This window comes from Chitinophaga vietnamensis (assembly GCF_902167635.1).
Lineage (GTDB): Bacteria > Bacteroidota > Bacteroidia > Chitinophagales > Chitinophagaceae > Chitinophaga > Chitinophaga vietnamensis.
Genome location: NZ_CABHMS010000004.1, coordinates 233759 through 252463, shown reverse-complemented (window position 1 = coordinate 252463; position 18705 = coordinate 233759). Strand labels below are relative to the sequence as shown.

General features: G+C 53.2%; 16 protein-coding genes. 2 read left to right on the top strand and 14 right to left on the bottom strand.

The annotated features are described in order from the left end of the window. Nucleotides 1-147 precede the first annotated feature (147 nt). The gene (locus FPG75_RS12210) at nucleotides 148-3273 is read left to right on the top strand and encodes a lantibiotic dehydratase (RefSeq protein ID WP_143307139.1); all 3126 of its coding nucleotides are present in this window, start codon (nucleotides 148-150) and stop codon (nucleotides 3271-3273) included. Between the two features lie 198 nt (nucleotides 3274-3471). Here the strand turns inward: FPG75_RS12210 and FPG75_RS12205 are convergent, their stop codons facing one another. From FPG75_RS12205 to FPG75_RS12185, 5 genes are all read right to left on the bottom strand, one after another. Then, nucleotides 3472-4080 (bottom strand): TMEM175 family protein, encoded by a 609-nt coding sequence (locus FPG75_RS12205; protein ID WP_143307138.1) that lies wholly within the window; start codon nucleotides 4078-4080, stop codon nucleotides 3472-3474. A gap of 21 nt (nucleotides 4081-4101) precedes the next feature. Continuing rightward, on the bottom strand, nucleotides 4102-4485 hold the full coding sequence (locus FPG75_RS12200; protein ID WP_143307137.1) for a DUF3037 domain-containing protein: 384 nt from the start codon (nucleotides 4483-4485) through the stop codon (nucleotides 4102-4104). Then, entirely contained in the window at nucleotides 4463-5251 is a 789-nt protein-coding gene (locus FPG75_RS12195; RefSeq protein WP_143307136.1) for a HipA family kinase, read from the bottom strand. The genes FPG75_RS12200 and FPG75_RS12195 overlap by 23 nt, the downstream gene beginning before the upstream one ends. A 255-nt stretch (nucleotides 5252-5506) precedes the next feature. Then, on the bottom strand, nucleotides 5507-6313 hold the full coding sequence (locus FPG75_RS12190; RefSeq protein WP_143307135.1) for a class I SAM-dependent methyltransferase: 807 nt from the start codon (nucleotides 6311-6313) through the stop codon (nucleotides 5507-5509). Nucleotides 6314-6343: 30 nt separating this feature from the next. Then, the gene (locus FPG75_RS12185) at nucleotides 6344-7609 is read right to left on the bottom strand and encodes an acetyl-CoA C-acetyltransferase (RefSeq protein ID WP_143307134.1); all 1266 of its coding nucleotides are present in this window, start codon (nucleotides 7607-7609) and stop codon (nucleotides 6344-6346) included. A gap of 58 nt (nucleotides 7610-7667) precedes the next feature. Here FPG75_RS12185 and FPG75_RS12180 point away from each other — a divergent pair, with 58 nt between their 5' ends. After that, nucleotides 7668-8216, top strand: coding sequence for a GNAT family N-acetyltransferase (locus tag FPG75_RS12180; RefSeq protein WP_143307133.1), 549 nt, complete (start codon nucleotides 7668-7670; stop codon nucleotides 8214-8216). Here the strand turns inward: FPG75_RS12180 and FPG75_RS12175 are convergent. From FPG75_RS12175 to FPG75_RS12135, 9 genes are all read right to left on the bottom strand, one after another. Then, on the bottom strand, nucleotides 8208-8462 hold the full coding sequence (locus FPG75_RS12175) for a hypothetical protein (protein ID WP_143307132.1): 255 nt from the start codon (nucleotides 8460-8462) through the stop codon (nucleotides 8208-8210). The two genes, FPG75_RS12180 and FPG75_RS12175, sit on opposite strands and share 9 nt — an antisense overlap. Nucleotides 8463-8540: 78 nt before the next feature. After that, a complete protein-coding gene (locus tag FPG75_RS12170) occupies nucleotides 8541-9620 on the bottom strand; it encodes an efflux RND transporter periplasmic adaptor subunit (RefSeq protein ID WP_161596770.1) in 1080 nt (359 codons plus the stop codon). After that, nucleotides 9604-12738: an efflux RND transporter permease subunit gene (locus FPG75_RS12165; protein ID WP_143307130.1), complete on the bottom strand. Its 3135-nt coding sequence runs from the start codon at nucleotides 12736-12738 to the stop codon at nucleotides 9604-9606. The genes FPG75_RS12170 and FPG75_RS12165 overlap by 17 nt, the downstream gene beginning before the upstream one ends. A gap of 5 nt (nucleotides 12739-12743) precedes the next feature. Then, a complete protein-coding gene (locus FPG75_RS12160) occupies nucleotides 12744-14135 on the bottom strand; it encodes a TolC family protein (RefSeq protein ID WP_143307129.1) in 1392 nt (463 codons plus the stop codon). Nucleotides 14136-14198: 63 nt separating this feature from the next. After that, nucleotides 14199-15038, bottom strand: coding sequence for a helix-turn-helix domain-containing protein (locus FPG75_RS12155; protein ID WP_143307128.1), 840 nt, complete (start codon nucleotides 15036-15038; stop codon nucleotides 14199-14201). Nucleotides 15039-15075: 37 nt separating this feature from the next. Then, on the bottom strand, nucleotides 15076-16281 hold the full coding sequence (locus FPG75_RS12150; RefSeq protein ID WP_143307127.1) for an MFS transporter: 1206 nt from the start codon (nucleotides 16279-16281) through the stop codon (nucleotides 15076-15078). Between the two features lie 11 nt (nucleotides 16282-16292). Further along, nucleotides 16293-16745 (bottom strand): DoxX family membrane protein, encoded by a 453-nt coding sequence (locus FPG75_RS12145; RefSeq protein ID WP_143307126.1) that lies wholly within the window; start codon nucleotides 16743-16745, stop codon nucleotides 16293-16295. A 91-nt stretch (nucleotides 16746-16836) separates the two neighbouring features. After that, the gene (locus FPG75_RS12140; RefSeq protein ID WP_143307125.1) at nucleotides 16837-17676 is read right to left on the bottom strand and encodes a hypothetical protein; all 840 of its coding nucleotides are present in this window, start codon (nucleotides 17674-17676) and stop codon (nucleotides 16837-16839) included. A 35-nt stretch (nucleotides 17677-17711) separates the two neighbouring features. Beyond that, entirely contained in the window at nucleotides 17712-18680 is a 969-nt protein-coding gene (locus FPG75_RS12135) for an NAD(P)H-quinone oxidoreductase (protein ID WP_143307124.1), read from the bottom strand. Nucleotides 18681-18705 lie beyond the last annotated feature (25 nt).

The following is an 18705-nucleotide window of genomic DNA, read 5'->3' as shown; positions in this document are numbered from 1 at the left end:
TACAGGTTTCACCAAAGGATTTTCATTGATAACAGGATTGATGAAATAAATGTAGGCACATTTCATGGACCCACCAATCACGTAAAAGCGTGATTTTTTTTAAAACAGCAAACCCTTATCTTCATTTTCATTCAACATAGTAGCGTTATGACGATAGCCGAAGACTTCTATTTAATCAGGACACCGCTTTTACCATTTAATTTTCTCGACCGGTTCAACAATCTGCCGCATGCCGCGCTGGCAGCCACTTTAAAGCAGTTACTCACCGATCCTTATTTACAGGAAGCCATTTATATTGCCTCTCCTGAATTGCACCAGGAATTGCTGAAATGGTTGGAAGGCATTCCCTTTTCTCCGAGAGAAGAAGATAAATTAACGTCCGCGCTCTTCCGTTATCTTTTGCGTATGAGCAGCAGAAGTACGCCCTATGGCCTCTTCGCCGGATGCGCCACCGGCGCCTTCGGCAGCCATACTGCGGTACAATTGCAGGAAAGAAACCTGCATAAAAAACACAGCCGCCTGGATATGAACTACGTAGCGGAACTCGCCGCCACCATCACCGCCACGCCAACGATACGCGAACAACTTACCTGGTATCCCAACAGCTCCCTGTATAAAATGGGCAGCACCTGGAGATATGCCGCCTATACGATCAAAGATAAATACCGGCACTATTACCTTACCTCTGTCAATGCCACGGAATACCTGGAGATCATCCTCCTGAAAGCCGCCAGTGGCGCCACCCTCGAGGCATTGAGCCAAAGCATCGTAGCGGATGACATCACGCCTGAAGAAGCGCGCGACTTTGTACAGGAACTGGTAGACAGCCAGCTGCTGGTGAGCGCACTGGAACCCACCGTTACCGGTGAAGAGTTCTTCAGTTATTTCTCCCGCCAGCTCGCCAACATACCCGGCAGTGAAAATTTTACGCACTCACTGCAACGCATACACGAATTATTACAGGATCCCGCGCACGGCACCGCCAAATATATTACGGCGCACCAGCTGGTAAAATCCATCCTGCCGGAAACCAGCAACAAAGACCTGATACAAACAGACCTCTTTCTGCAAACACACACCAATACCATCAGTTCAGCCGCCATCAAGGATATCACCCAACAGGTAGATCAGCTCTGGAAACTATCTTTACCCAACCAGAACAATGACCTGCAGGATTTCATGCAGCGTTTCCGCGAACGCTTTGAAGAACAGGAAGTACCATTGGCGGTTGCGCTGGACAGTGAATCCGGTATCGGCTATGCCAGCCACAGTGGCGGCCGTGGCGACCATACTCCTTTGGTAGACGATATCATCACACCCGGCAACGCCACCACCGACAGCATGCCGCGCAGCAAAATGCAGGCATTCCAGTTACAGGAGCTACAACGTTGCTTAAAAGAGCACCGCAAAGAGATCATCCTCACTGATGAACATCTCGAAGCACTCAAACATAAAGACCCGCCCACGCCGCCCTACAGCACCTACCTGATGGGCAGCCTGCTCGCCAACAGTGCCGCCGCCATAGATGCGGGCGACTACCTCTTCTCGCTCAACGGCTGTAGCGGCCCTTCTGCGGCCAACCTCCTCGGAAGGTTCTGCCATGGCGACGATACCCTCACACAAAAAGTGATGGACGCCCTCCGCAGTGAAGAAGCCAGCGATCCCGATGCCATCTTCGCCGAAATTGTGCATCTCCCGGAAGCCCGCACCGGCAACATTCTCATGCGACCACGCTTACGCCCCTACGAAATTGTGTACCTCTCCAACAGCAGCACGCCGGCATCACACCAGATACCCCTGAGCGATCTGCTCGTGAGCGTACGTCAGAATAAAATTGTACTGCGTTCAAAGAAGCTCAACAAAATAATTATACCACGCCTCAGCACCGCCCACAATTTCAGGAATGGGCTGCTCGCCTACCGTTTCCTCTGCGACCTGCAATCACAGGGACTCAGCGGGCCGGTCATCTGGCAATGGCAGCTGCCCGCAGAAGCCAGCTTCCTGCCACGTGTGGTCTATAAAAAAATACTGCTCAGCAAATGCACCTGGATACTACAGAAAAAAGATTATCCCGAGCTGCTGCAAAAACAGACAACGGATTACGTCGCCCTCTTCACGCGCATCCGCCAGCAGCTCGACCTGCCGCGCTATGTCGTGATTGCCGAGGGCGACAATGAACTGCTCATCGACCTCGACAACGCCTCCTGCATACACCTGCTGGCCACCAACCTGATCAAAAAGGAAAAGCTCACCCTGGAAGAGTTCACCTTTGGCGAGGGGCAATGCTGGGTGGAAGGCCCGGACGGCCTTCATGTGCACGAACTCATCATCCCGCTGAAACAAAGCGTTGCCGCCGCCGCTCATACGCCATCCATACTAACGCCGCCGGCGCAAATGCCCCGCAGGCAATTCATCCCCGGCAGCGAATGGCTATACGTAAAAATATATTGCGGCACCACCAGCGCGGAAAGTATCCTGAAACAGGCCCTGCGGCCGCTCACCACCGAACTGATGGAAGCCGGCATCATCGACCAATGGTTCTTCCTCCGCTACGGCGATCCTGATAACCACATACGCATCCGCTTCCACCACGGCAGCAACAAAGATTTCTGGAAAGCCACGCTGGACGCCCTTTACAGCTGCCTGCAACCGCTGGCAGACCAGGGCCTCTCCTATCGCATACAAACAGATACTTACGAAAGAGAGATAGAGCGCTACGGCGCCGACACCATGCTGTTCAGCGAGTCCGTATTCCACTACGACAGCGAAAGCGTCATCTCCTTCCTCGACCTCCTCGATGGCGAAGAAGGCGAACAATACCGCTGGCTCCTTGCCGCACGCGGCATCGACATGCTGCTGCGGGATTTCGGCTATGACCTCCCCGCCAAAAGCAAGCTGCTGCAACTGCTGCAAAAAAACTTCTTCGAAGAATTTGGTGGCGGCAAACCTTTACACAACCAGCTCAATGATAAATACCGCGCAGAAATGCGCCGCATTGCCAGCATCATGGACCCATCCCAGGACGAAGCCAACGGCATCGAAGAGGCCATCGCCCTCTTCACCATCCGCTCCCAAAGGATACAATCCGCCATAGACGCACATTCCGGCAATAAGCTCCTGCTCCGCAATGACCTCCTCTCCAGCTACATCCACATGTTCCTGAACCGCATGATAGTATCCAACCAACGCAAACACGAACTGGTGATCTATCATTTCCTCCAGAAATATTACGATTCACAGTTGGCAATAGCGAAGAAAGCGAAGGTTGTTTAGCTCAGGATTTAATGATTGAAAGGATTACCAGGATTTTTTTACAGGATTAAAAAAGATTAAAAAAAAATTGGCGGGAAGATATTCGCGATGATAGCCCTTGAAGCGCTCAAAGCGCTTCAAGGGCTGAAACCTCGTTGATCTTCTCCTCAATCTTTTTTTAATCTTTTTTAATCCTGTAAAAAAATCCTGGTAATCCTTTCAATCATTAAATCCTGAGCCAGATAAAATCCGCTTCATCACCGGGTTGGGCACCATGAAAAATAGCGGCACAGCCGCGTAAAGCAAATAAGAAATGACCGGGCTGATAAAGAAAGCGGCTATCGCTAACGCATATACGATAACAGGACTCATGTGAATCAGGGTGATGTTGCGTATGAAACGGGTCGACAGCTTCCTTTTGAGGAGCTTCGGGTGCTTCGTGGCATAGCGCCACAGGAGGGTATCGGTGGTATTCACCAGGCTGAGCGACACGCTGTATATGACAATGGTGGCCAGTTTGCCGGGATGCTGGCCGAGTAATGCTGCCGGAAACGGCAGGAATACAACGGTGAGCAATACCAGAATATTTAACCATAGCAGGTTTCGGTCGGTACGTTCTACGTATACGAGCAGGCTGTGATGCGCCACCCAGTAACTGCCGATGATCACGAAGCTGAGCAGGAAACTGGCCAGTCGGGGTGCGAGCGCTTGGAGCGCCGGCCAGAGGGCGTCGTCGCTTACCTCCGGTATTTTTACTTCGAGGATGAGCAAGGTGATAACGATCGCAAAGATGCCGTCGGAAAATGCTTCTAGGCGGTTTTTCTCCATAGGGTAAAAAATTTTGATAGCCTACAATACCTGCTCCGCATGTAGTTTTTGCAGGGCCGCCTGCGTATCGCCACAGAAGCCGGGATGCACTTTGGATGTTTGTATCACGGTGCTGCGGGTGGCGGTAAGCCAGCGGAAACGGGCCGCGGCATCCAGCTGTGCGATAGGTCCATAAGCGTAGTTGCCTGCTGCGATCTGTTCGAAGGCGTGCAGGTAGGATTTTATTTCGGCAATATCTGCCGCAGCGCTGAAGGCCCGCAGCCGTGCCTCATCCAGCGTGATCAGCGTTTGCAGGAAACGTTGCTGACGGGAATAAAGGATCACACCAACATTGAGAAATTCTTCCCGCTCAACTCTTGGCACGATGCGTATTACGGCATACTCAAATAAGTGCTTCTCTTGCATGTTGTGCTTCTTTTACAAAAATATCTGCGTTAGCAATACGTGTCATCAAAAAACGGATATATACCTCGCGGGTGGCTTCCGGCGTATCTTCTGCGGTCAGCCATTCGTCGGGCGCCAGCGCTACGATAGCCCGGATCTTTTCTTCTGTGAGCAATTGACGGAAAGTAGTATCCACTTCTTCCAGGCGGGATGCCTGCGGCAACAGCACATGGTCCTTTACCTGCACGAAAGGGCGTTTGGCCTGCTCTTCCCAATTGCTCCAGTTGTGATGAAAATACAGGGAGGCGCCATGGTCTATCAGCCACAGCTCCCGGTTCCACATGAGCATATTGGTATTGCGCGGCGTACGGTCTACATTGGTGAGCAGGCAATCGAGCCATACGATCTTCGATGCGAGCAAAGGATCTATTTTCACAACGGAAGGATCGTAAGTGATGGAGCCCATCAGGTAATGCAGCGCCAGGTTAAGGCCTACGCTGGCTTTGTTGAGATCCTGTATTTCTTCGTCGGGTTCCGTTCTGCCAAAAGCTTCATCCAGACTGGCAAATACCAGCTCCGGCACTTTGAGGCCAAGCGCACGCGCGGTTTCACCACCTATCAATTCGGCGATGAGCGCTTTAATACCTTGTCCGGCCCCACGGAATTTGAGCACATATAAAAAGCCATCGTCCGCCTCGGCAATAGCCGGCATCGAGCCTCCCTCCCTCAGCGGCGTCACGTAACGGGTTACGTTAACGGTACGCAACTGATGCTGATGATTGATCATTGTTAAACATTTCCCGGAAATATAGCAAGATTAAACGGATTTGCGCGGAGTTTGTCTGGCTCAGGATTTAATGATTGAAAGGATTGCAAGGATTTTTTTGCAGGATTAAAAAAGATTAAGAGAGATTGGCGGGAAGATATTTGCGAAGATAGCCCTTGAAGCGCTTTGAGCGCTTCAAGGGCTGGAACCTCGTTGATCTTCCCGCCAATCTCCCTTAATCTTTTTTAATCCTGCAAAAAAATCCTTGCAATCCTTTCAATCATTAAATCCTGAGCCAGACAGCCTTCGCGCGAACACTACTCTGAATTTGTTATGCATTACCACATGTCCGTTGGCTTGTGTGAAAGGTTTAATAGCCGCAGCTATGGCATGGCGGGCGGCCTCGGCGCCGGCATGGTCAGCGGCTCTGGTGGCGGGACCAGCGGAGAGCAGGCCCCGGAGTGCGATATCAGTATTTTCGTAGTGCCATACAATGGGAATGTCTTCCTGTTCTGTGATGATGAAGCCAACGGATTCGAGCAGGTTTTCCAATGAGCGGTCTTCGGAAAGGGCGAATGGGCCTGGTGTTCCGGGTGAGGGCGGTGGTAACAGACGGGCGAGTGCCTGGAAGTAGGCGCTGGCCTCGCAATCGGAATAATTGCCCCAGATCATCACAACGATCCGGCCATCATTTTTTAATATGCGGTGCGTTATCGCCAGCGCGTGGTGCGGATCGGCGGCAAACTGGAAAGAGTTGAAACCGGTAATAATGTCGAAGGTATGATCATCAAATGGCAGTTCTTCCATATCGGCGACGAAGAAATCGATGGTATTGTCGCGGTGCATAGCCGCATCGATGAGCGCTTCGCTGGCATCAATGCCGCTTACCAATGCGCCGGCGCCGGCAGCCAGGTGGCAGAACAGGCCGGAGCCACAGCCGATATCAAGGAGCCGGTCGGTGTTTTGAAGATGCAGCTTATCCAATACATAACGGTAGCCCGGCATAGCAGTGGCTTCCTGGATGCTGGCCCAGTCTTTGGCGTGACGGTCCCACAGCGGTCCTTGTACAGCTTGTGATCCCATAAAGGTAATTTGTATAAAGGTACGCAAATACTAACGTTGCACGATGGCAACGAGCCCCATGCCGCCGGCCGTGCAGATAGATATCAATGCACGTCCGCCGCCGCGCTGGTGGAGTATCCTGACGGTTTGCGCCAATATCCTCGCACCGGTAGCACCAAAAGGATGACCGATCGCTACGCTGCCGCCTTTGATATTCAGCTTACTGCGGTCGATACTGCCCAAAGGCCCGTCCCAGCCCAGTTTGCTGCGGCAATAGTCCGCATCTTCCCAGGCTTTGAGGGTGCAAAGCACCTGCCCGCAGAAGGCTTCATGTATCTCGTAAATATCAAAATCCTGCAAGCGCAGGCCATTGCGTTTCAACAAGCGGGCTACGGCATAGGTGGGCGCCATGAGCAATCCTTCACCATGTACATAATCCACCGCAGCAGATTCAGCATCGGCGAGATAGGCCAGCACCGGCCAGTTGCGGGATTGCGCATACTCTTCCGACGCCAGCAATACGGCAGCCGCACCATCAGAATATAAAGTGCTGTTACCGGCGGTAAGTGAGCCCTGCCCGCTGAAATCGAAGGCCGGCTTCAGCTTCGCCAATTGCTCCATAGAGGTGCCGGGACGGATGATCGTATCTTTCTTCACACCTTTGAACGGAAATACGAGATCATCGTAAAAGCCTTCCTGGTAAGCCTTTTCAGCGTTCATATGACTATGATATGCCAGCTCGTCCTGCGCTTCGCGGGAGATGTTCCATTCCTTCACCATCTTCTCGGTATGCTGTCCCATCGATAAGCCAGTGCGTGGTTCTACGATAGAAGGATATTGTGGCTTCAGGTCTTTGAAACGAAAGCCCGACAGCACTTTTAGCTTCTCCCCGAAAGTGCGCGCCTGGCGCAGGTCTATCATCTTCCAGCTGAACTGTTTGGAGAAGAGTATCGGCAGATCGCTGTTGGTATCGCTGCCGCCGGCAATGGCGGTATCTATTTGTCCGGTTGCGATGCGGTGGCCCAGTTGTACGGCAGCATCGAGGCTGCTGCTACAGGCGCGTACCACGCTATAGGCTGGCGTATGCGGATCAAGCGTGGTGCCCAGCACACATTCCCTTGCGAGGTTCCAATCGGTGGAGCGGTTCATGATGGCGCCCAGCGCTACATCGCCGATCCTTTCGCCGGAAAGGCCGAAACGATCTGTGAGCGATTGCAGGCAGGCGGTGAGCATATCCTGGTTGGAAACACGGGCGTAGTGCGTAAAGGATTTTACAAAGGGTACACGTTGGCCGCCGATAATGGCTACTTTTTTCATCACAGGAGGTTTTATTAAAGTTACATCATTATCTCCCTGAAAAATTCTACTTTACAGTATGACCAGTTTTCCTACACTACATACGGCCCGGCTTGACCTGATCGAGCTCACGCACGAACATAGCGCGGAGCTGTTTACCCTGATGACAGACCCGCGCGTAACGGAATATTATAACGTGATGCCGATGACGCAGAAAGAAGACCTGATCACGGTGATCGACTGGTTTTCACGCCGCTTCAAAGACAGGCTGGGCCTGCGTTGGGGCATCCGGCTAAAAGATACCGGCGCTATGATAGGCACCATCGGTTACAATACTTTCACCAACGGGCACAAAGGCGTGCTCGTATATGCGTTGGCGTATGAACACTGGAACAAAGGTCTGATGACAGAAGCGCTGCAGGCCGCCGTCAGATTTGGTTTTGACGTGCTGGACCTGAACCGTATCGAGGCGGAGGTAATGCCGGGCAATACAGCTTCAGAGCGCATCCTGGCTAAAAGCGGCTTTCATCACGAAGGCCTGCTGAAGCAGTGGATGCTCTGGAATGGAAAATTCTTTGATATCAACATGTTTGCCTTGCTGAGAGAAGAGTATCGCCGCTCAGTTTAGGTGCGCTTTACTCTCGCGTTGCATCAGCGAAAAATTCCGCAGGCACATCATCGCGTAATAATAGCTGACATTTTCTGAAACCGGCACAGCGCCTTCCAGCGCTATTTGCAGGCTGTTAAGATATTCTTGCTTGTTGTCAGTTTCCAGAGAAAGAATGGCATCCCTCAATATCCGCTCTATTTCATGGTAATAGCCACCTTCCGCTATCCGCCGGATAGTTTGGTGTACAAATTCTTCGATGGTCATAGCTTTATAACGTTCGCGTTGGTCGTATAGGAAATATACAACTCTTTTCCGGATATTACGGCAACGAATACACGAAAATTACTGCAACTTCCAATACCCGCTGCTGCCGGGCTTTCGCTCATCGCTGGCTTTCACCACCAAAGTATCGCCCGGGTGAAGGTCTCCAAATATCTCTATACCATTGTCATTCGTCATGCCCTGCCGGATATCTATCCATTGTAACTGGTTATCTTTCACACGTATTACGAAGCGGCGCTCCTGTGTGGTGGCTACGGCGCTGAAAGGCGCCATCATCGAGGGTTCTGGCCTTTCCATGCGCAGTTTCACAAAGGCGAAGGCGCCGGCCTTCAGCTCCTGAGCAGCATTATCATACCGGAACTCCCACAGCTCTGTGCGGGTGACCGGATCGATGGCGGCCGTTTTCCGTGCTGGCGCCGCATGGAACAACTTCGTAGGATAGGCATCTACCCGGAAAGTGATCTCTTTGCTGATGGCGGCAGTGCCGGCGTATATCTCGGGCACGGGCACGCGTACACGAAGCGTACGATTGTTCTGCACGGTGAGGATGGTGGCGCCGGGGCCTACCAGCGCGCCGGGATCGGCCTTGCGCGCGGTGACGACCCCGTCGAAAGGCGCACGCAGCGTGAGGTAGCCGGAAATATCATTATAAGATTGCGATTGCCTCACGGCCGCCAGGTAGGCGGCGCTGTCGGCCAGCATCTGGTTACGGCTGCGTTGCAAATCCACCGGCGCCACTATACCGGGCGTATTGGCCTGCGATGCACGGAGCAGTCGTTCATAGTTGTCAGTACTGCTGGCCCAGCGCGCTTTGGCGCTTTGCAGGCCCGCCTCCGATTCGGCATAGCGGCTGCGCACTTCCGGTGCATCCAGCAGTACCAGCAGCTGACCTTTACTAACGTGATCGCCTATATCCACTTTTATCTCTTTAACGTAGCCTGGCACCTTGGCCGACAGATCAGCCTGCTCCAAGGGTATCAGCTCCGCGGGCAGCTCGGTGTTTTTGCGCACTGTATCAGCCTTCAGCAGGAATACCGCTATGGTATCTTTTGCGTTGGCCTGCGCTGCCGGCGGCGAAGTGCTTTGGTGGCACGCTGCCAGCAATAGCAGCAGCGGCGCCAGTTTATAAGGATGCTTCATAATATGGGCTGTTTGCATCATCCGGATCAAGGGAGATATATTGATAAGGCCTGCGGCCGATGATCCACTGGTATACCGGCGGCAGGAAGAATAATACGCTGACAAGAGAGGCGACGAGGCCTCCTATCACGGCAATGCCCAGGGGCGCCGCCTGATCGCCTCCTCGCGTGAGGCCCAGCGCCATCGGCAACATCCCCGCAATCATCGCAATGCTCGTCATGATGATAGGCCTGAAACGCATGCCAGCAGCATGATACAGCGGCTCCGCGGCCGACTGCCGCCGCCAGGTTTCAGCGCTGGTGATAAATAATACGGCATTCGCTACCGATACCCCCACCGCCATGATCGCTCCCATATACGACTGTATATTCAGCGACTGCCCCGTAAGCCACAACAGCAGCAGCGATCCCGCTACCACCGCCGGCAATACAGATAATACGGTAAGGGCTATACGAAATGACTGAAAGTATATCGCCATCGCCAGAAATACCACCACAATAGCAATCAGGAGTCCGAACTGTAAACTATCCAGCGTTTGCGCCAGCAGCTCCGGTTGCCCGCGCAGCAATACTTTGGCGCCATTGGGCAATTTGCCCAACGAATCGATCTGCTGCTGTACTGCTTTGAATACGCTGCCCGCATCTGAAGTGGCAATATTGGCGGTGATGGTAATATAGCGCTGTTGGTTAAGACGGTCATATTCACCGGGCATGTTCACCCGTTTCCAGCTGGCGATCTCGCTGAGATAATGAGTGGCGCCTACTCCGCCAGACACGGGAACCATTTCCAGTTGCGCGGTACTGTTCATCCGATATTCGGGATATTGTACCTGCACCTGGTAAGCCGTGCCAGTGGCTTTATCCAGCCAGTATGAGGGTGCAGTGAAACGGCTGGAAGTGGTGGCCGTTACCAGGGCCTTCGCGGCCTGATCGGCGCTGATGCCCAGCTGTCCTGCTTTTACGCGGTCTATCTCCATTCTCACTGCGGGATAGTCCAGCGGTGTGGCGATCTGCAGATCGCGCAGCGTAGAGATGCCGGATAGTTTTTGTACCAGCAGCTGCGCCGTTTTGCGGCCTTCGGCCAGGTTGCGGTTCAGCACCGCAATCTCCACCGGGTTGGTGGTACCGAGGTTCAGCACTTGTTCCACCAGGTCGCCAGGCTCAAAAGATATCCTGGCTTTGGGGATATCGCGTTTGACAGCAGCGCGCAACTGCTCCCTGAAATCAGCGATACGGATGGCGCCTTCGCGCAGCCGGATCCTCGTCACAGATTCATGCGGGCCGCTGGTCCACAAGTGAATATAGTTCACCGGGTAACTCGATGGCTGCGTGCCGATAAACGCCGAGGTGATCTCTACATTACCTTTCCCCGCGATACTGTCCGTCAGCTGTAACAAGCGCCGGGTGGCATCTTCCGTCCGTTCAAAACGCGTTCCTACGGGCATGCGTAAACGAACTTGCGTTTGTCCTGTATCTACAGACGGGAACAAGGCGGCGCCGGTTAAACGGAAGAAGAGGATCATCAGGCAAAAAGAAAGCAACAGGAATGCGATTGCCGGAAGACGATAATTTTTTTCTCTCTTACTGATGATATGGAGATACCTGTTTTTTATTTTATCAGGAGAAGAAGTTTTTGCTGGGAGATGATCTTTCAACAGCCAAGCCGCCATCACCGGCACAAATGTTTGCGAAAGGATAAACGACGCGATCATCGCGAAACCCACAGCCAGCGAGAGCGGCAGGAACATGGCCCGCGGCACGCCGCTCATAAAAAATGCCGGTACAAACACTGCCAGTATGCTGATCAATATCAGGAGCTTGGGCGCCGCGATCTCCCGGCAGGCATCTGCAATCGCTCTCGCTTTGCGTTTGCCCGTTTCCATATGCCGGTGGATATTCTCCACCGTTACCGTCGCTTCATCTACCAATATCCCCACCGATAAAGCTAAACCTCCCAGCGTCATGATGTTGATGGTTTGCCCGCAGAGATATAATATCGTGACAGACGATAACAATGCCAAAGGGATCGTGAGCACCACGATCAATGCGCTGCGGCGGTCGTGCAGGAATAACAACACCACGAAACCCGTGAGCAGCGCGCCGAGACCGCCTTCAAACAACAAGCTGCGGATCGCGTTGATCACATATCCCGACTGATCAAACTCATACGATACTTTGATATCCGCTGGTATAGCCGCCTGCATATCAGGCAGGGCGGCCTTTACCCGCTGCACTACATCCCAGGTGGAAGCATCGGCTCTTTTAGTAACGGGTATGTAAACGGAACGTTTGCCGTTGATCAAAGCATAACTCGTTGTCACATCAGCGCCCATACTCACCGCCGCCACATCGCGGATATAAACAGCAGCGCCGCTAACGCTCTGCAGTGGCGTATTTTGCAGGTCTTGCAAGGTCTCTATCACACTGTTCTGCGGCGTGAGAAAAGTAGAATCTCCCATGCGCAGGTTGCCCGCCGGCGTGATGCTGTTGGATTTTACCAGCGCCTGTACCACCTGGTCGGGCGAGAGATTATAGCTGCGCAGCTTCTCCGGATCTATCGTCACCAGCACTGTTTTCTGGTTACCGCCAAATGGCGGCGGCGCCGACACGCCGGGCAAAGTAGCAAACATGGGTCGCACCCGGAATAAGGCCAGGTCTGAAATCTCGCTGAGGGAGCGGCTTTCAGAGCTGAACACCAATTGTCCTACGGGCACGCTGCCGGCATCGAAACGGGTTACAAAAGGCGGTACGGTGCCGGGCGGCATAAAGGCGCGCGCACGGTTTACATAGCCCACCACTTCTGCCATGGCCTGGCTCATATCAGTGCCTTCGTTGAATACGATCCTGATCAGCGCCGCGCCCTGTATATTTTTCGACTCCACATATTTCACGCCGGTGATATAAAGGAAGTGGTATTCATAGTAAGAAGTAACGAAGCCCTCCATCTGCTCGGGAGAAAGGCCACCATAGGGCTGCGCCACGTACACCGTGGGCAGGCCCATCTTCGGGAAGATATCCACCTTCGCATTGCGGACCGACAAAAACGAGAACAGCCCGATAGCCATCACTGCTACCAATATCGTTACCGGATGCCTCAGGGCTGCAACAATTATTTTCATCTCTTTTATTTCAATTGATCGGTAAATAGGTGCATGTCGCCCGCCACCGTGGCGATTTCCAGCAGGGAGCGCCACACTTGCAGGTTGGCTGCGGCTGCAGCTGTTTCTGCTTTCAGCAGATCGTACTGCCCTTGTATCAGCCGCGAATAATCCGTAAGACCGGCAGCATAGCTCACCTTCAATCCCTCATAGGCCAGGGATGCCGCTTTCGTTTGCACAGGCGCCAATTGCGCGGCCTGTGCGTTCTGACGGTAATTATATTGCGCTGTCTGCAACTGTTGCCGGAGGTTGAAGGATACCTGCGACAACTGCTGCTCATCGGCCTTCAGCAAGGCTTTGAACTGCTTCTTCCTGATATTCACCTGTGAAAATTGTAACAGGGGAAAGCTCACCTGCACGCCTGCGCCGAAATTATTACGGGTGAGCGACCAGCCATCTGCCGCATGTGCGGCGCCATCGGCCGCTACGCCGGAACCGCGGGAATAGGCATTGGCCCATATATCCAGGCGAGGCCGCCAGGCGGTGTTCACTTCATGCAAAGCGGCCATGCTCACAGCTTTCCGGGCGGTGTAATAATTATATACAGGGTTTTGTGCATAACTGCTTACGGTGTCCGTATAGGCGGGAACCTTAGTAATGAGCAAGGTGTCTGTCAACGCAATATCTTCCGGCAACTGCTGCAATCCTGCGAGGCGCGCCAGCTCCAGCAGCTGCGACTGATATTGGCGGAGGGTGTTGATGCGGTCCATGCGGGCCTGCGCCAGCACTGATTGAAACTGGATGGTATCTATGCCTGCACGCAGGCCTTCATGCGCCAGTACCAGCGATTGCGCCAATCCGGCCTCTGTGCGGACAATGTTCGCATCCATGCTATGCAGCAGGCTTTGCAGGTACACTGCATCGAGATAGGTATAGGCCGCCAGGTATTGCTGGCGGAATGCTTCACTGTTGTATTGACTGTTGGAGAGATGGAACTGCGCCATGGCCTTGTCTACCGCGGCTTTGCGCTGCCCGAAGGTAACAGGGCTCCACTTCAGTAACAAAGCGGCCGCGGTACCTGCCACGGGATCATAACGGTTGCCGCTGGATGGCGGACCGGTGATCGGCATCATCAGGCCGGGGTAATTCATGCCGGTGATATTGTTATAAGTAGCATAGCCCGCCTGGTAGCCAGCGCTGAGGTCAGGCATGAGCGAATTCTTCGCCAGGGCAGCCTCATAGCTGCTGGCCAGCGCCTGGCCCTGCATGGCCTGCAACTGCTGCTGCTGCGTAGCCAGCGTAATAGCCTCCTTCATAGAGATGAGCCGCTGCTGGCCTATAGCCTGACCGAAAATAACCAGGCTGCAACCTGCCAGCATAGTACGACGGCAAAAATGAAAAAAAGAGAAGAGGCTCATGACCGATGCGATATTGGCTGTAAAGAACGTTGCTTTCCACTATTTTTTATGGTAAATACCGGATCATAAATGGTAATTTTGAAAACCCGCTTTCCGGTACTCTTCCGGCGTTGTAAAAAGATGTTTTTTAAAATATTTCGTGAAGTACGAAGGGTCTTTGAAATTCAGCCGGTAGGCGATCTCTCCCACATGTTCATCTGTATATAATAACAAACGTTTGGCTTCATTGATGATAAAATCATCGAGGATATCACTGGCAGATTTATTCACCGCCTTGCGGCAGGCCGCATTCAGGTTTTGTGAGGAAGTATTTAATTGCGCCGCAAAATGGTTCACCGGGTTTTGCGCAGCGGGATGTGCCAGCAGCAGATCGATATACCGCGCGTACAATTGCGTTTGCAGGCCGCTATGCTTGAAATGCCCGCGCCCGGCCTGTAGCAGATGCGCCACCAGCGCCTTCAGCAGGCCATCCATCGCATAAGGCTGATAGGCATGACGCTCCCCCGCCTGCGCGCATAAGAGCGGGAATAAGACTTCCGGCACCGTATCTTTTTTCAGGTAAAGGCAGTTCGCATGCCATAATTGATGCAGCAATTGTTTCAGCGATTCATCGCGCGATTGTTGCAGGAAACTGTTTTTGAGTATCACCACATAGCCCTCAGGTTCGTGGTCCAGTTCCCAGTAATGTACCTGTTCGCGGTTGATGAAAAACAGCACGGGAGGCTTCACTTCATAGCAAACGCCGTCGATCCAGTGATGGCCCCTGCCCTGCGACAGGTATACAATTTCAAAGTATTGTTTATGACGATGAGGGCGCGTAACACGGATGTCCTTGCGGAACTCCGCCGCCTTGATGTGCTGATCCGCGCTGATCTTATCGTTCACCGGTATGCTCCTGTCCATGCGTAAGAGGTTTGCAGCTACCGGTAAAGATAAGCGATTATGCTTCCTTTTTCAACAACAGACGCATACCGCCGGCGCAGGCCATACAGATCAATGCCAGCAAGGCCCAGAGCGGAACGTAGCCATATTTTTCGATCACCAGCGCACCGCCGCCGGGTCCAATGATCTGCGCGATGGACCAGGTGAGGGAATAGGCCGCAGCATAACTGCCACGGTTATGTTCCTGTGCATTGCCCATCACGATGGTGTTCACGAAAGGCAGGGCCAGCATCTCCCCGATGGTGATGAAAAGCACGGCGCCCAGCGCCATCACCATCGGCGCAAAGGCCGGCATGGCGAGGAAAGCGTAACCGATACCGGTGGCCACCAATCCCGCAATCACGTAATAAGTGCCACTGCGGCGGGTTTCGAGGTATTTCACCATCACCATCTCGAACAAGGCAATGATGATCCCGTTCAATCCCAGCAGCAAGCCGATCACGGATTCATTGATATGCAGGCTTTCTTTCCAGAACACCGGCACCAGGCGGAACATCAGTATAAAACAGGAACTATATAATACCATCAACAACAGGAAACGCAGCAGGAAAGGGTTTCTCCAGGGAGATGATGTATCGGCTGCGGGCAAGGCCGCTACTTTTTCTTTTTTGGGAAGATGCGTATCAGGCAACAGTGTAACGATCATCAGGCTCACGATAATATATACGCCGCCTTCCACCCAGAAGAGCAGGTGATAGTTGATAGCGGCAAGCATACCGCCCAGGGAGCTGCCCAGGCCCCAGCCCAGGTTCATGGCCAGCCTGTTGAGCGAAAAAGAACGGGTAAGGTTCTGCGGTGTGGAGTAGGCCGATACTGCCGCCACGTTAGCCGGCCGGAAAGCCTCTGCCACAAAGGCCAGCAGCAGGGTCATGCCGCAGAGCACCGAGAAATTGGAGATATAACCAAATGCAATGAAGAGCAGCCCGCCGATCAGCGAGGTGGCGATCTGCACGGCCCTGAATCCCAGCCTGTCGATGAAATAGCCGCTGGCCGTGGATCCCAGTACGGCGCCCACGCCAAATAATGTTACCACGAGGCCGGCATCCGCGATACTGCGGTGCATGCTTTGTGTGAGGTACATACTCAGGAAAGGCACCACCATCGTGCTGCAACGGTTCACCAACAGCACCAGGCTGAGTAACCACGATTCCCTGCTAAGGCCGGTGAAAGAGGTGCGGTAGGTTCTGGCAATCTTCAATAACATTTACTGATCGTTTATCGGTTTTTCAAAAAAGTGTCGATGCTCCATTTATGATAAGGCAAGGTGGCCAGCAGGAAACTGGAGGAGCTCACCACAAATACGGAGTAACCAATTGGAGAGGTGATACCATTGGCCGCCGCCATACACAGGGCAAAACAGAGGGTGAGTATGCCGCTGCCGATAGCCGCCCAGCGGGTAAGGAAACCCGTTACCAGCAAGGCCCCGAAAACAATTTCACATACAGTGGCGGTAGCGGCAAGCAGTTTGGCGAGTGGCAGCGGCAGAAAGAACATCAGCGTTTTGGCATAGGCGAAATAATGTTCCCAATCGCCCCAGCTTACATATTTTGCGCCGTAAGGCCCCCAGGCGCCCACACGGTCCAGGCCAATTACCAGGAAGTCGATGCCCAATGCCAGGCGGAGATATAATTGTGCAATAGCGGTGGATTTGCTAGTCGTAGTGTTCATATCCAAATATTGTTTTAACGATACAAAAGTCGAAACTTACTGGCACACTTTACTAGTCCAGAATCCACCTGTTTGGTAGTCCAGTTACGCATCAGGATCCGAGATAAGGCGAATACCATTCTATCTGTTGAAAATCGCGGGAATGCTTGCCCAGCGCGGCAGTGATCTCCCGGCTCATCTTGTAGTTCATATTCAGGAAATGCAGGAAGATGCCTTCTATGGTGATGAAGAAGAAGAGCAGAAGGAAATTCTTCAGGCTGAACAGGGATGACAACACCGGCAGCGGATACCAGTCGGCATCAGGCATCTTGTTACCTGTTACCGGCAGGAAGTGCAGGGGATAGATCACGGTAACGGGAAAAGCGATCATCAGCACGATAATGATCAGGCTCACCGGTTTGAAAGTATCGCTGAACACCCGCAGTTCCTGTTCGTTCTTTTTGAAGAGCAGTATCAGTTTGCGCGTTTCCACTTCCAGCTGTTCTATCAATTCCCTTTCCTTGCGGATGTTTTCGGAGAGCGCATGTGTAAGCGGCAGCTCTGTGGCCTGCGGGTGGCGGTATCTCTCATACAACTCATGAAATGTTTTCAGCACTACGTCGTTGGCTTTATAGAGGCGGTCGTCTTCTGAATAGATTTTTTCGAGGATATCGATATCGGAAAGATCATCAAATTCGCCGGCGCGGATTTCGTCACGCAGGTGCGTGCTGACCTGCATGAGAGTGGAGTTATACCAGCGGAAACGGCGCTGGCCAAGGCTGTGCAGGATCTTGTTACGGTCTATCACCAGTTCTTCAAAGCCGGAGATGATGGCATGTACCTTTTCATTAAGACCGATGAGCCTTGATATCAGGAATGCCGCGATGATGCCGATGAGCGCGGCCGCGCTCTGGCAAAAGGAGCTAAAGAACCAGTTCCAGTCGGTGTTCATCAGGGTGTTGTTTGGCGTCAAAGTAAATAAAAGTCCTACACTTCCAGTACAATTTTCCCGATATGTTCGCTGCTTTCCATGAGGGCATGGGCTTTGGCGGCATCCTTCAATGGGAAGGTCTGGTAGATCACTGGTTTGAACTTGCCTTCCTCGATCAGCGGCCATACCTTGGCTTTCACTTCCGCTGCCAGCGCAGCTTTGAAGGCATGCTCCCTGTTGCGCAAGGTGCTGCCTGTGATGGTAAGCCGTTTGCGCATCACCGCGATGGCATCGAGGGTAGCTGTGGCGCCACGCATGGCATTGATAAATACCAGGCGGCCATCCGTGCGGAGCAGCTGGATATTTTTGGGGATGTAATCACCGCCGATCATATCCAATATCACATCAACACCTTCGGCGTGCAGCACTGCTTCGAAATCGGCCTCATGATAGTTGATGGCGATATCAGCGCCCAGTTCCTCACAGGCCGCGCATTTGGCGGCGCTGCCTGCGGTCACAAACACTTTAGCGCCGAAAGCCTTGCCCAGCTGGATCGCTGTGATGCCGATGCCGCTGCTGCCGCCATGCACCAACAGGCGCTCGTCCGCTTGCAGACCGCCACGCTGAAAAACATTGTGCCATACCGTGAAAACGGTTTCGGGTAACGTGCACGCCTGCACGAAATTCCAGCCTGCCGGCACCGGCAGGCAATGCTCAGCTACCGCTGTCACATATGCTGCGTAACCGCCGCCTGCCACCAGCGCGCATACTTTATCGCCTGCCTGCCATTGGCGCACGCCTTCGCCACAGGCTTCTATTACACCGGCCACTTCCAGTCCGGGTATATCCACCGGCGCACCCGGAGGCGGTGCATAATGACCCTTGCGTTGCGCCACGTCCGGACGGTTCACCCCGGCAGCGCCCACCTTTATCAATACTTCGCCAGGCCCTGCCACCGGCACTTCCCGCTCCTGGTACTGTAACACATCCGGCGCGCCGGGCATCGTAATAACAATGGCTTGCATAATTTAATATTTAAATGAAAATTAC